This is a genomic window from Aquimarina muelleri DSM 19832 (assembly GCF_000430665.1).
GTDB classification, from domain to species: Bacteria; Bacteroidota; Bacteroidia; order Flavobacteriales; family Flavobacteriaceae; genus Aquimarina; species Aquimarina muelleri.
This window is the reverse complement of the sequence record NZ_AUML01000001.1, coordinates 94,194-108,703: the sequence shown is the minus strand read 5'-3', so window position 1 is coordinate 108,703 and position 14,510 is coordinate 94,194. Positions and strand designations below refer to the sequence as shown.

The following is a 14,510-nucleotide window of genomic DNA, read 5'->3' as shown; positions in this document are numbered from 1 at the left end:
ATGTCTTTATCATAAATATAAAACTCATACAATGAAAACAATTTTACACCTTACTATATCTCTTATTTTATATGCAAGTACACTCTATTCTCAATCTTTTAATCTTGAGGTTAAAGAAGGAACAAACCCTCCTATACTTTTAGGAAAAATAAATAAACCTGCACTTATGCAAGAACCTTATCAAGAATGGTTTTTAAAAAACTATAAAGAGTATACCCCAAAACAAAGTACCATTGATTCTTTAAAACCTATATTAAACAACTATACTATCACTCTTTTTATGGGCACATGGTGTGGAGATAGTAAACGAGAAGTACCTCGCTTTTATAAGGTTCTTGAAAAAAGTAATTTCTCATTAGATCGATTAACCATTATAGCAGTAGATCGAAACAAGGAAACTTATAAGCAAAGTCCGGGTGGAGAACACGAAGGGCTTACTATTCACAGAGTACCTACTTTTATTTTTTATAAAAACGGTATAGAAGTTAATCGAATTGTAGAATCTCCCCTACAAACTATAGAAGAAGACATACTTGCTTTACTTACCAAAAACTATACTCCAAAATATAGTTCGGTAATTTTAATGAATGACATACTAGTTAAAAAAGGAATTTCATATATCTCTAAAAACACCAAAAAACTTATAAAACAATTTAAAGACAAAACAGAAAATTTATACGAACTAAACACCTATGCAAGTGTACTTTTTTATGGGCATCAAAAAGAAGAAGCTATCGAAGTATTAAAATTTAATATAGCATTGTTTCCAAAAAAAGCCAAAACCTATATAAATCTTGCCGACAAATATCTTTATATAAAGGATCGTACCAATGCAATCCAATACTACAAAAAATCATTAGAATTTACCAATAATGAAGAAATAGAAAATAAAATTAATGAATTAAGTGCCGCATCTAATCTAGAGTAAAAGTTTTTAAGCAGACTTTTCTTTAAATTCTTCAAATAGGCTACTTTTGTGCCTTTAAAATGACGAATTTATGCAACTATCAGAACAAGAACTTGTAAGACGAGAGAAATTAAGCGCTTTGCGTAATCTAGGTATCAATCCTTATCCGGCACCTTTATACCCGGTTAACCATACCTCGAAACAGATAAAGAGCAAGTTTGAAGATGGTAAAAAAGTCATTATTGCAGGTAGATTAATGTCCAGACGAATACAAGGAAGTGCTTCTTTTGCCGAGTTACAAGATACCGATGGCCGTATACAAGTATATTTTAACAGAGATGAAATTTGTCCTGGTGAGGATAAAGTTAAATACAACGAAGTCTATAAAAAACTTTTAGACATAGGAGATTTTATAGGTATTGAAGGAGAACTTTTTACCACCAAAGTAGGCGAAAAAACAGTTTTAGTAAAAAACTTTACATTACTTAGCAAATCTCTAAAGCCACTTCCTCTTCCTAAAACAGATAAGGAAGGAAATATACATGATGAATTTAACGATCCTGAATTACGATATCGCCAACGTTATGCAGATCTTGTGGTTAACCCTAAGGTTAAAGATACTTTTATTAAACGTACACAGATCGTAAATACCATTCGTAATTTTTATAACGAAATGGGGTTTTTAGAGGTAGAAACGCCTATTCTGCAACCAATACCAGGTGGTGCAGCTGCGCGTCCGTTTATGACACACCATAATGCGTTAGATATCCCATTGTATCTGCGTATAGCCAATGAGTTATATTTAAAACGTCTAATTGTAGGAGGATTTGATGGGGTATATGAATTTGCAAAGGACTTTAGGAACGAAGGTATGGATCGCACGCATAATCCAGAATTTACAGTAATGGAAATGTATGCTGCATACAAAGATTACCACTGGATGATGGATACTACTGAAAAGCTATTAGAAAAAGTAGCAATGAACCTGCATGGTACTTCTGAAGTACAATTTGGAAACAATATTATAAATTACAAAGCCCCTTACAAACGTATTGGTATTCTAGATGCTATTAAGGAACATACTGGATATGATTTATACCAAAAAAGTGAAGACGAAATTCGACAAGCCGCCAAAGATTTAGGGCTTGAAGTTGATGAAACTATGGGAGTTGGAAAAATGATAGATGAAATTTTTGGAGAAAAATGCGAAGCAAATTACATTCAACCAACCTTTATTATCGATTATCCTGTAGAAATGAGTCCGCTTACCAAAAAGCACCGTTCTAAGGAAGGACTTACCGAGCGTTTTGAATTAATGGTAAACGGTAAAGAACTTGCTAATGCATATACAGAGCTAAATGACCCAATTGATCAACGAGAACGTTTTGAAGATCAATTACAATTATCTGAAAAAGGAGATGATGAAGCAATGTTTATAGACCAGGATTTCTTACGTGCATTAGAATATGGTATGCCTCCAACTTCGGGTATTGGAATCGGTATTGATAGATTAGCCATGTTTATGACAAATAACCAATCTATACAGGAGGTCTTATTCTTCCCACAGATGCGACCAGAGAAAAAACAAGTAGAACTTAATGAAAATGAAAAGATAATTTTTGATATTCTTAAAAAAGAAAAAAGCTTGGTATTAGTAAATCTTAAAAACGCAAGTGGATTAAGTAATAAAGCCTGGGATAAAGGAATGAAAGGGCTTTCAAAACTAGGATTAGCAAAAGTTACTAAAACCGAAGAAAACTTAATAGTAGAAATTGCTGAGTAGTTTTATAAAAAATCCTCTTTCCATAAAACTATATAAAAATAACATATCCATAAAAAACGCGATCATTAGATCGCGTTTTTTCCTTTTAAATAATTCTAAGCTATACAAAAACTGCACCCCAACAGCAATTGCATATCCTTATTAGACAACAGTATTTACAATACACTATTGCTACTTAATGGTAACCTCCATAATTTTATATCAGGAGATATCTTCTATCTATTTCTACCCCCAGAAAACTGATTGAAGAAGTAACAATCGCTACTCCAGCGATATCTCCGTTTATATTTATTAAAATATTACCCCATACAAATATATTTTTGATTTCACAGGATAACGTTACCCACAAGTTAAATAAACCTTAATAATCTTAAGGTTTATCCTCTATAACCTTACTTATATGTATGTTATTAAAATTGCTAAAGCATACAAAATGTTGAAGTTTTGCAAGAATCAATTATATTTGAATATCCAAATACATATCAGATGCCTTTTATAACAGACGAAGAATTACAAAATTATAAAGATCAAATAGAAAAAGCTGAAGAGTCTAAACGTACTGCAGATTATATGCGTACCAAAGAAATAAAAGACGAACAGGAAAAATATCAAAAGTTTAAAATAGCAACTATCATATTAGGCATTCTTGCATTATTAGGAGTTGCCGGAACGGTGTATTTTATGAATTTTAATACTCCAAACAATATGGTTACTAAAAAAAAGTATAAATCTGAAGTTGCCCAAAGAGACAATAAGATAACCGAGTTAACTGAAACCATCCAGAACCTTTCTATGAATGAAGAAATAGGTAGTTCTAATAACTCATCTGCGGGCTCTTTAAAAGGAGAAAAAGTATACGCAGTACAAATTGGAGCTTTTGAGAGCAAAGACTTGTCTCTATATTCTAAAAACTTTGTGAATTTTAAAGAAATTAAAAGTGAAGGGTATAACAAATATGCTTTAGGGAATTTCGAAACTCTAGAAGAAGCTAAGATCTTTCGTAGAGAAATCGTTCGATTAGGCTTTAAAAATGCATTTATTGCCTCTTATCAAAATGGACAACGTATTAAAATCGAAGAAGCCTGGTAGCTTGCATACTTTTTTGGTATTTCCCAAAATAAAATATTTCTTTTTACTGCTATCTGATCAGAACAAAGCATATAGATAAGTAATTTATAAAAAACTTGTTTTATTACGGCTAATTATACAAGATCTTAAATAAAATTGTTTAGACAATTTTATTTAAGATCTTATTATAAGTTAATAAACAGTCTTTATTTTTAACAACTTATACGATTTACGGATGAGAATTGCGTATAAATAATTGCAAAGGTTTTTCGCTAGATTGATGAATCAAATTAAAGAATAGTCATAGCTATTGTTTCATTTTATGAAGAAAATATAGTAGAAAAAGAATGCGATTATATGCGAGATTTTTATTCGTAAATCGTATAACATATATACCTCAATTAATATTCCTGTCCTTTTTTAGGAACCACAATCCCATCTCTTGCATTCTCCTTTTTTATATTAACCAACACTTCATGTAAGGTTTCGGCTGCCAAACCATGTAACACCAAATTATACGCAGCAGAGTATGTACTTCTGGGCACCATAGGATGTTTGTTATTTACTAGCCCCAGATGACCTGGCGTTCCTAATATTTGGGAAACATAAACTGCAATAGTTTCATCCAATTGCAAAGAATTAGAGGCTCTAACAAAATCATTGGCTGTTAAAAAAAGTTGATAAAAAGGTGTAAAAAGTTCGATAGCAGATCTTAAATCTAAAATATTAGTCCATTTGTCTGGAAATTTAATATGGTCAAATTGATCTTCAGAAATCATACTTGTATCCAACTCTTTTACATAACTAATAGTTTCTCCTTTTTCTTTTAACTTACTATTTAAATTAATTACAAAATTGAACAAATTAAGGTCGTGATTAAGAAATAAATCGTCTTTTACATCCTTAAAATCTTTTGGTTTTAAAGGGCTTGTTTTTATATCAATCCCTTTAATATTACCAGCAATAAATTGTAAAATTTCGCTACCTACATGAAAATGTCTAAATATTAACAAGTTTGCATTTGGGCTTACAAAACGCTTAAGTCCCCATGCTAAAATGATATGCAAAAACTTAGATGAGTTAAACAACTTTGGAAAGAAAAATTTTAGTATATGGATAAAAAACATGGTGATTTTTGACCAAAAAACCAGTAATGGCTGTAGATATCTTGCAGATCTGGAGTCATTATCCAACATCAAAACTTTCTTTGTAGTATCATTAATAGGGATACTATTATCCAAATATAGAGCTAACCATGGATTAGGATCCCTGTTGTCATGTGTTTCTATTTCAAATATATCTTTTTTCATTCGTTTTATGTATAGATTAATAATTACCTAATTCCTTTAATTGCATCTCATATAAAAGCGCTGTTGTTTTTGCGGTTTTCACTATTTCTTTTGCCAACCCCATATGCATTAAAGGATGATTTAATGCTTTTTCTAAGTTTTCGAAATGTTTTTCATCTGCAACACCATGATACGTAAAAAAAGAAACCTGATCCTCATTTAAGCCTAACTGATCTTTAATCATTGTTCCCCAGTGTGCCGCAAGTCTTTTACCAATACCTTCTATAATAAACATTGCTCCCAAAAGATCTATGGGATTTGGTTTACTAGCTTGTTGAAACATAAAGGAAGAAAGTCCCATACTACCTATGTTTTTTTCTCCAGATTGTATTTTTGATATATCCTCCCCAAGGTTTTCAAAATTTTGTTCTAACATCTGATAATCTTTATGCTCTGCTGCCGTATGCTTTATAAAAGCAGAACGCAGGTCGAATAATTCGATATCAATATTAGAAGCTGCTCGTGATATCCACTGAGATCCATCAATTACTTGCTGTCTTAAATCTATTAAAAGTAACTTATAGTCTTCTATTCGTAATGTTTTGTTATGTATCTTTTCTACTATAGGCACCTTTAACAAATTGCTTTCAAAATCTATCCAAACTCTAGAGAGATTTCTAACCAGCCATTGCGATACTTTATCTTCATTTATATGAAGCTCTGGAGCTTCAATTTCTCTAATTGGATATCCTTTCTGGATTTCATCATGCTCACCAACAACGGTCAACTTCATAAACGAAGTAATAAACCGACCGCTTTCAGGAACCATACATAATATAGATTGTCCTTCTTTTAAATTACCAGAATACATTAACTCTTCTAACATTATAAATATGGATGCGGCACCTGTATTTCCTTTACTAGTAAGGTTACTAAACCATTTTTCTTCTGAAATTCCTCCACCTCCTTTTTCCATAAGATCCTTAATAGGTTTTTTAAAATATTCTGAAGAATAATGACAACATAACCAATCTATATCCTTTGGATTTATCATCCCCTTATCAATTAGCTCAAAGTAATGTCCTACCCCTGTTTGTACGACCTTAGTAAGCAATCTAACATCTTGTTTCAGATTTATAGCTCCTGCTTTTGATGCTGATTCATAATTAGGATAATCCAACCAAGTCTGTTCCGATTCATTTTTATTATCATTTTTACCAGTATACATACATACAGGAAAAGTATTAGCGTGTGACTTAATATCCATCCATTCTATTTTTAAAGATATTCCCTTTGTGCTCTTCTTATTTTCTAACACCAATGCTCCTGCTCCATCCGATAGCATCCATCTTAAAAATTCTGTATCAAAAGGAACAGATTTCATCTTTTGAGCTTCAAATCTGGATGCCTTAAAAAGTCTACTAGCAAATTCACTTCCTACACAAACTGCATTTTGTTTATCTCCTCCTTTTATTTGTACATACGCATTTTTTAAGGCCATCATACTACTGGCACATACACTCTGAAAACTTGCTACTTCGCAAGTCCCCCAATCCAGTCCACCATGTACCATGCTTGCAAATCCAGGAACAGGTAAATCTGCTTGAGTCGTTCCTGTAGATAACAATTCTATTTCTTTATTACTAAGTGTACTTTTACCCATAGCTTTCTCAATAGCCTTTACTGCAAGTTGCGCGTTAGAGTGTGTACTTTCTTGCTTAGTATTCATAGCAAAGTAACGTTGTTTAATTCCGTTTTGCTTTAAAATACGTTCTTTTACAGCGCTTTTTTGTCCGTTAATCTTGCCTAAATACTCTTCTATTTTATCATTCGATATTGGTTTGTTTGGTAAATAGATACCAGAACTTGTTATATATACATTTTTCATCTGTTTATTTTTTTGATTGCCATTGATGGCGTATTTTATTACTTAATTTATCTAAGATATGCGATGCAAATCCATAGCTTTTTTTAAATGTACTGTGATGTGCATTGTGTCGGGTACCAAATAATTTCCAATCCGCTCCATTTCCTTTTCCAAACCTATAATTACAATGTCCCGAATAGTTTAATAATATACTTGCCAAAGGGTATAAAAAAATTGCTATAGGCGAAAACGGCACAAACGGAAGTATCGTAAGCGGAACTGTACTTAAAAGTAAAGCTTCAAACCAATGAAAACTAAATACAGAATATACTGTTGGGGTTATAGATTTATGGTGAGTTTTATGCACATGTTTCATAAAAAATGGAATATGCATTATTCGATGCACCAAAAAAAAGTGAATCTCATTCCATAAGGTTAATAATAGTATCCCTAATACGATATTTAATACTGTGTCTGGCAGTAGTACAGTACTATTTGATCTCATTAAATACACTACTGGCAGTACCGAAAACCCAAAAACAAAAATCGACTTTAGAGAATGTATCTTCTCTATCCTCTTTTGTCTTTTTGTAGCTTCTTTTTTAAGTATTTTATAAACTATCCCTTTACTTGCCAACCATATACACACTCTATTAAACACAGGTGCTATACCATAATACAAGGCAAAGAAATAGAAAAAGGTAAGCCAATAAAGCTGTATATAAGAATATTCATAAATAATGGTATAAACCAACTCTTTATTCATTTTACATTTCTTTTCTGTATGGTGTTTATAGAAATACTTACCGTATCCAGAACTTTCTTATATCTCATATTTAGATAGGTAATACATACAGAATATGCTGCTATGCTCATAGGTATGATCGCTAAAAAAACTAATTCCACATCCTTATAAACATGGCTTTTCTCGATTATTAATAAAAACAAAATACTATATAGCAATACAATACTCCAATACACTAGTACATTTTTCTTTATGGTGCTACTATGTTTTTTCCATCGAATAAAAAAACCTAATCCAATACTAATCTGAATACATCCAAGAAAAATCTGAATATACAATCCTCCTATCTCTCCCATTGTTATATAGCATCCCAAGGTAATTGCAAAAGCTAATGTATTAATAATAAATAATACTTTTTTCATCTATACTTTTTTTAATGGTTTATTACAAAAAGGCAACCGCAACTATACGGCTGCCTTTTATAATCATCAAAACAAGAGACCCCAAGCCCCCCTAAGGTCCCTTCTTTTGATTACTTTTTACTGTTTTCAATAAACTTTTTATCTCTAGTGTTTTTTTGTACTGCAATAGCAGCAAATAAACTTAAGGCAAACGACATTCCGTAAAACCCTTTTTCACTAAGTTCCAGATCTGCATTCCATAAACCAATGATTAATAGCAAGATTGAAACAAGTGTAGTAAACCAACTTATTCCATAATACATATCAGTAACAGGTATATCTTCTAATCTGTCTCGTACACTTTTTTGTACGGATACTGCCGAGAATAATCCAAATAGCAGAATTGTAAAATAATATCCTTTTTCGTTAAGAACCATTCCTGCATTCCATAACCCGATACAATACGATATCATCCCTACAAAAAGTGCTGCCCAAGATGCAGATATAAATGCCGGTGTAGGCTTTTGGTCGTATACTTTCTTTTCTTTTTTTGTTACATTTTCGATAGTATCCTCAGATACATCTCCGCTAAACTTATAATTCATAATAATTGATTTTGATGATTATTCAATTGTTTATTTTGACAAGACAAATGTGCGATGATCTACTTGGATATAAAATTCTATTTTACAAAAAAACTTATGATATATTTTAATTAAAAAAATACATATATTAACAATTATAGTATTTTTACACACAAAATACTTACTATATAATATATGTTATCTTCGATTATACACACCTTATCTAATGAAGAAAAACGACGTTTTATAAATTTACTACGTCAAAAAAACAAAAGGAGCGATACCAAAAACATACAGTTATTTAAACTTTTAGACAGTACCACTACTCATAAAGATTTGGATATCCTTATTTATGGCAAAAAAGCTAAAGGAGCATACCATGCTTTATGCAAAAGGCTACACGATACTTTAATTGATTTTATAGCTTCTAAAAGTTTTGAAGAAGAAACTTCTGAAGAAATGGAAACTATAAGATTATTAAGAGTTAGTAGGATTTTTTTTGAGCAAAAACAATACAAAATAGCATTTAAAACGATTAAAAAAGCAGAGCAAAAAGCAAAAGAATATGCTCTTTTTAGCATTCTTAATGAAATCTATTATACTCAGATACAGTATGCACACCTTAATACTTCCACCTCTTTAGAGGCATTGCTTATTCATTTTAAAAACAATAAAAAATCTTTACAACAAGAAGAAAACTTAAACTTGTTTTATGCTACGGTACAACATGAACTAATACAACAAAAAAAGGACGTAGTGCCTATTATTAAAGGTACTTTATCCAAATTCGGGTTATCTATCACCCAAGATTTTACTTTTAGATCTCTGTTTAAAATATTAGAGATTACCAATAAAACAGCTTATGTTACTAGAGATTACCATACTATTTTACCCTTTGTAGAAGAAACTTATAAGCAAATCGATACCAAAGAAAACCTAATAGACAAACACTTGTTTTATCATATTCAGATCTTGTATTATGTAGCCAATTCTTATTTTAGAAATAAAAATTTTAAAACCTCTATGCTATATTTACAGAGTATGCAAGAGCAAATGCAAAAATACCAACAAAAATATCATAAACAGTTTTATCCACAATACATTCTGGTACAATCTCTTAACCTTAACTATACAGGTAAAGCAAAAAAAGCTATTACAATGCTGGATGCTTTTGATTATGAAAAACATAAAGACCAGATTTCTTATGTTTTAGATATTAAATTAAGTCTTATTGTATTCTATTTTCAACAGCAGCAGTTTAAAGAAGCCCTAAACACTATCAATGATTTTTACCATAGTGACATTTGGTATACCGAAAAAGCAGGTATTGCTTGGGTAATCAAAAAAAACCTGATTGAAATCTTATTACACATTGAGCTAGATCATATCGAGGTGGTAGAATCCAGAATTGCTAGTTTTAAGAAAAAACATAAACTGTATTTAAAAAATAATGAAGACACACGAGTACTTTCTTTTTTAAAACTAGCTACTGCTTATTACAATAAGCCAGAAATAGCCACTACCACAGTATTTAAAGACAAGATACTACAAACACTTACTACCTCTACATCACAAAAAGAAGATATTTTTGATATGAGTTTTTATGCTTGGATAAAATCTAAAATTTTTGATACGGATCTCTATAAAACCACCTTAGATTTAGTAACCATTAATTCTACAAAGGGACTCTCGTAACAAAAATAATTATATTACATGCACACTATACACAGGTAGATAACAGATCTATGTGTGTTTTTATTTAGTATACGGATTTCCATAAAAATATTAAAAAAGGTGTCTGTAATTTCGCGGTAATAAAACAAAATATACTTACTTTAGTGATTAGCATACCCGCCATTATTAACAATAAATTATATTAAGTAACTAAACATGAAAAAATTAATTGCAGAATTTATCGGAACCTTATGGTTGGTATTAGGAGGATGCGGAAGTGCTGTACTAGCAGCAGCATATCCCGAATTAGGAATCGGATTTGCAGGAGTATCTCTTGCCTTTGGTCTAACTGTTGTAACTATGGCGTATGCTATTGGGCACATTTCAGGTTGTCATCTAAACCCCGCAGTATCTATAGGCTTGTGGATTGGTGGTCGTTTTGATAAAAATGAGCTCCTGCCTTATATTGCTGCTCAGGTACTTGGTGGTATTGCTGGTGCAGGGATATTATATCTTATTGCTACTGGAAAATCAGGATTTGAAGTTGGTGGATTTGCTGCCAATGGATATGCAGAACATTCCCCAGGAGGCTATAATATGTTATCGGCTTTGATAACAGAGATTGTAATGACCTTTATGTTTTTGATCATTATTTTGGGTGCAACGCACTCTAAAGCACCAAAAGGCTTTGCAGGAATAGCAATAGGACTAGGTTTAACTCTTATTCATTTAATAAGCATACCTGTGACCAATACCTCTGTAAATCCAGCAAGAAGTACAAGTCAAGCAATATTTGCAGGTAGCTGGGCAATAGAGCAACTATGGCTATTTTGGGTTGCACCAATTATAGGAGCAATATTTGCTGGGCTTATCTATAAATTTATATCCCCAGAAAACGACTAAAAACAAACCAGTTTTTATACATCTTGGTATCGTTTATAATAATATAACCCTCGTATTGTAGTAAATAATACTACAATACGTAAACATAAAAAATACGAAAACCAAAAAAAAGGGAATTGGAACGACCTCTCTATCTAAATTACTATGATAGAGAGGTTTTATTTTATAGCAACACCGTTTACATTTTACATTTACAGCAATAAAACACTGTTTATTTTTTGTAAAACGTAACCATTTTAGATGTAACCTATCTGCATAAACCTTTAACCTTACTTTCACATAAACATTTTTCTTATTTTACTACCTTCCGCAAATTAAAAATTATCACATGTTCAAAAATACATTTAGATTACTACTACTCATAGTTTTAATCACAACTTCTAATTGTTCTGTTCTTCAATCTAAAAAAGAAAAAGCATCAACAACAGATGTTAAAAAAACAGATCAAAAAAAAGACATTATAAAGCCTTATAACGAAGTAATTACCAAAAAAGCTATAACAGACAAAGGCTTGTTTACGGTACACTCTTTAGAAGATAAATATTATTATGAAATCCCCGATTCACTACTAAACAGAGAAATGCTTATGGTAACCCGTATTGCAAAAACTGCAACAGGTATCGGGTTTGGAGGAGGAAAACAGAATACTCAAGTATTACGCTGGCAACGGAAAAACAAACAAATATTATTACGTGTAGTATCTCATCAAGTCTACGCATCAGATTCTCTACCTGTTCATGAAGCTGTAAAAAACTCTAATTTCGAACCAGTATTATATGCGTTTCCTATACAAGCCTTTCATAAAGACTCTGCAAATACTAATAATAACACTACTGTAATCGAAGTTACTGGATTATACAAAACCGATGTTAAAGCCTTAGGATTTCCTGAGAGACAACGTAAAAAATATAAAATATCTAAACTAGACGATAACAGATCTTATATCGATACCATTAGAAGTTACCCTTTAAATATAGAGGCACGCCATGTAAAAACTTATAATGCAGCAGAGCCTCCATCTAACGCAAGTACAGGATCTATCTCTTTAGAGATGAGTAACTCTATGATTTTACTACCTAAAACCCCTATGAAACGTCGCTACTTTGATCAACGGGTTGGATGGTTTGCTCGCGGACAAGTAGATTATGGATTAGAAGCACAAGAAAGCAAAACCATACAATATCTGGATCGATGGAGACTTGAAGTACGAGATGAGGACATCGAAAAATTTAAACGTGGAGAACTCGTAACTCCTAAAAAACAAATAGTATATTATATCGATCGTGCTACACCAAAAAAATGGGTTAAATACATAAAACAAGGGATCGAAGATTGGCAAGTTGCTTTTGAACATGCAGGATTTAAAAATGCTATTATTGCCAAAGATCCACCATCTCCAGAAGAAGATCCAGATTGGAGCCCCGAAGATGCACGATACTCCGTAGTACGATACTTAGCATCCCCTATCCCAAATGCTAATGGACCACATGTAAGTGACCCTAGATCAGGCGAAATATTAGAAAGTGATATAAACTGGTATCATAACGTGATGACACTATTACGTAATTGGTTTTTTGTACAAACCGCAGCCATTAATCCCGAAGCACAAAGTGTAGCTTTTAAAGACGAAGTAATGGGCAGATTGATTCGCTTTGTATCTGCACACGAGGTAGGACACACATTAGGGCTACCGCACAATATGGGTAGTAGTGTTGCCTATCCTGTAGAATCTCTTAGAGATCCTGTATTTACCAAAAAATATGGTACCGCCCCCTCTATTATGGACTATGCTCGTTTTAATTATATAGCGCAACCAGGAGATGGAGATGTCGCACTTATGCCTAATATTGGCGTTTATGACAAATATGCAATACAATGGGGATACAAACCTATTTTAGACAAGACCGCAGAAGAAGAAAAGAAAACATTAGACAATTGGATACTAAAACACCAAAACGATCCTATGTACCGATTTGGTAAACAACAATTTGACGTTATCGACCCTAGTTCTCAAACCGAAGACCTTGGAGATGATGCTGTAAAAGCCAGCGATTATGGAATTAAAAATCTACAAAGAATTGTACCTAATTTAATACAATGGACTGCCGAAGATGGTAAAAACTACAAGGATCTAAACACTATTTACCAACAAGTATTATCTCAATATAACCGATATATGGGACATGTATCTGCTAATATTGGTGGTGTATATGAATATAACAAAACCTATGATCAAGAAGGTGCTGTATACTCTCATGTCTCCAAAACCAACCAAAAACGTGCTATGCAGTTTTTACAGGAGCAACTATTTACCACTCCAGATTGGTTATTAGATAAAAATATTTTTGATAAGATAGAATCCGCAGGAAATATAGAACGTATTCGTAATGCCCAAGTAAAAACGTTAGACAACCTGTTAGATCATGGCAGAATGGCAAGACTAATTGAAAACGAAGCTTTATACAAAAAAGATGCCTATACTCTGTTAGATATGATGACCGAATTACGATCAGGAATATGGGCGGAGCTACCTCGTGGTAAAACTATAGATGTATATCGTCGTAATCTACAACGAGCATATATAGACAGAATGCAGTTTTTAATGACCCAAGAGCAACCTAAAATCCCAGAAGAAATGAAACGCTATGTCGTACGCACTGATGTAAATGCATCGCAAAGTGATATAAGAGCGGTAGTACGAGCAGAATTAAATACTCTGCGTAGAGAAGTGAAAAATGCTGTAAATAGAAGTTCTAATACGATGACTAAATACCACCTGCAAGATATTGCAGAACGTATTACTAGCATTCTAGAACCTAAAAAATAAGAACACACTACATACCATTACAATCCTTGTCAGAACCCTCTGACAAGGATTTTTTTTATAATAACAAATACCGCATCGTTTATATTTTTAAACCGGATTATTCATTAGAATAGTTATACGATTTACGGATGAGAATTGCGTATAAATAATTGCAAAGGTTTTTCGCTAGATTGATGAATCAAATTAAAGAATAGTCATAGCTATTGTTTCATTTTATGAAGAAAATATAGTAGAAAAAGAATGCGATTATATGCGAGATTTTTATTCGTAAATCGTATTAAACCCGCTTTATGCAGTAGAACTTCGTAATGAAGCTTGAATACGCCATAAATACGGCCTATTTTCTTGATTTTAGCATCGCATCGCTATGGTTAAAATCAAGAACCTCGGAGCAAGCTCACTAGGTATGTTTCCAAAAAAATATATTTCTGCTTTCGAGGCAAGCCTCGAGAATTAAATTCC

11 protein-coding genes are annotated in these 14,510 nt (G+C 32.2%); 6 read left to right on the top strand and 5 right to left on the bottom strand.

Translation table 11 applies throughout. The features are described 5' to 3' along the window. Positions 1-31 precede the first annotated feature (31 nt). The 3 genes from H527_RS0100500 to H527_RS0100490 all read left to right on the top strand — a co-directional run bounded on the left by H527_RS0100500 (position 32) and on the right by H527_RS0100490 (position 3,779). On the top strand, positions 32-928 hold the full coding sequence (locus H527_RS0100500; RefSeq protein WP_027410892.1) for a thioredoxin family protein: 897 nt from the start codon (positions 32-34) through the stop codon (positions 926-928). 70 nt (positions 929-998) lie between these two features. Next, on the top strand, positions 999-2,690 hold the full coding sequence (gene lysS / locus H527_RS0100495; RefSeq protein WP_027410891.1) for a lysine--tRNA ligase: 1,692 nt from the start codon (positions 999-1,001) through the stop codon (positions 2,688-2,690). A gap of 486 nt (positions 2,691-3,176) precedes the next feature. Continuing rightward, positions 3,177-3,779, top strand: coding sequence for an SPOR domain-containing protein (locus H527_RS0100490; RefSeq protein ID WP_027410890.1), 603 nt, complete (start codon positions 3,177-3,179; stop codon positions 3,777-3,779). 380 nt (positions 3,780-4,159) lie between these two features. On the opposite strand, the gene H527_RS21070 is transcribed toward H527_RS0100490, so the two are convergent. The 5 genes from H527_RS21070 to yiaA form a co-directional block, all read right to left on the bottom strand. After that, positions 4,160-5,068: a DUF6999 family protein gene (locus H527_RS21070; protein WP_035087031.1), complete on the bottom strand. Its 909-nt coding sequence runs from the start codon at positions 5,066-5,068 to the stop codon at positions 4,160-4,162. Positions 5,069-5,084: 16 nt separating this feature from the next. Next, positions 5,085-6,935, bottom strand: a complete 1,851-nt coding sequence (locus H527_RS0100480) for a StlD/DarB family beta-ketosynthase (RefSeq protein ID WP_027410889.1) — start codon at positions 6,933-6,935, stop codon at positions 5,085-5,087. A 4-nt stretch (positions 6,936-6,939) separates the two neighbouring features. Next, positions 6,940-7,680, bottom strand: a complete 741-nt coding sequence (locus H527_RS21065; RefSeq protein WP_081414524.1) for a sterol desaturase family protein — start codon at positions 7,678-7,680, stop codon at positions 6,940-6,942. Beyond that, positions 7,677-8,081 carry a hypothetical protein gene (locus tag H527_RS0100470; protein WP_027410888.1) on the bottom strand — a complete coding sequence of 135 codons (405 nt, stop codon included), beginning with the start codon at positions 8,079-8,081 and terminating at the stop codon, positions 7,677-7,679. Before H527_RS0100470 ends, H527_RS21065 begins: the two co-directional genes overlap by 4 nt. A gap of 110 nt (positions 8,082-8,191) precedes the next feature. Then, complete coding sequence (yiaA, locus tag H527_RS0100465) at positions 8,192-8,665, bottom strand: inner membrane protein YiaA (RefSeq protein WP_027410887.1); 474 nt, start codon at positions 8,663-8,665, stop codon at positions 8,192-8,194. Between the two features lie 174 nt (positions 8,666-8,839). On the opposite strand from yiaA, the gene H527_RS0100460 reads away from it, so the two are divergent. The 3 genes from H527_RS0100460 (at position 8,840) to H527_RS0100450 (ending at position 14,048) form a co-directional block, all read left to right on the top strand. Beyond that, positions 8,840-10,339, top strand: a complete 1,500-nt coding sequence (locus H527_RS0100460; RefSeq protein WP_027410886.1) for a hypothetical protein — start codon at positions 8,840-8,842, stop codon at positions 10,337-10,339. 195 nt (positions 10,340-10,534) lie between these two features. Next, positions 10,535-11,221 (top strand): aquaporin Z, encoded by a 687-nt coding sequence (gene aqpZ / locus H527_RS0100455; RefSeq protein WP_027410885.1) that lies wholly within the window; start codon positions 10,535-10,537, stop codon positions 11,219-11,221. 328 nt (positions 11,222-11,549) lie between these two features. Beyond that, positions 11,550-14,048 carry a zinc-dependent metalloprotease gene (locus tag H527_RS0100450; protein WP_027410884.1) on the top strand — a complete coding sequence of 833 codons (2,499 nt, stop codon included), beginning with the start codon at positions 11,550-11,552 and terminating at the stop codon, positions 14,046-14,048. The last annotated feature ends 462 nt before the right edge of the window (positions 14,049-14,510 follow it).

Excerpts from the sequence above, each read along its gene's own strand:
- H527_RS0100500 (WP_027410892.1), top strand. The coding sequence starts at position 32 with ATGAAAACAATTTTACACCTTACTATATCTCTTATTTTATATGCAAGT.
- H527_RS0100460 (WP_027410886.1), top strand. The coding sequence starts at position 8,840 with ATGTTATCTTCGATTATACACACCTTATCTAATGAAGAAAAACGACGT.
- H527_RS0100480 (WP_027410889.1), bottom strand. The coding sequence starts at position 6,935 with ATGAAAAATGTATATATAACAAGTTCTGGTATCTATTTACCAAACAAA.
- H527_RS0100490 (WP_027410890.1), top strand. The coding sequence starts at position 3,177 with ATGCCTTTTATAACAGACGAAGAATTACAAAATTATAAAGATCAAATA.
- H527_RS0100470 (WP_027410888.1), bottom strand. The coding sequence starts at position 8,081 with ATGAAAAAAGTATTATTTATTATTAATACATTAGCTTTTGCAATTACC.
- yiaA (WP_027410887.1), bottom strand. The coding sequence starts at position 8,665 with ATGAATTATAAGTTTAGCGGAGATGTATCTGAGGATACTATCGAAAAT.
- lysS (WP_027410891.1), top strand. The coding sequence starts at position 999 with ATGCAACTATCAGAACAAGAACTTGTAAGACGAGAGAAATTAAGCGCT.
- H527_RS0100450 (WP_027410884.1), top strand. The coding sequence starts at position 11,550 with ATGTTCAAAAATACATTTAGATTACTACTACTCATAGTTTTAATCACA.
- H527_RS21070 (WP_035087031.1), bottom strand. The coding sequence starts at position 5,068 with ATGAAAAAAGATATATTTGAAATAGAAACACATGACAACAGGGATCCT.
- H527_RS21065 (WP_081414524.1), bottom strand. The coding sequence starts at position 7,680 with ATGAATAAAGAGTTGGTTTATACCATTATTTATGAATATTCTTATATA.
- aqpZ (WP_027410885.1), top strand. The coding sequence starts at position 10,535 with ATGAAAAAATTAATTGCAGAATTTATCGGAACCTTATGGTTGGTATTA.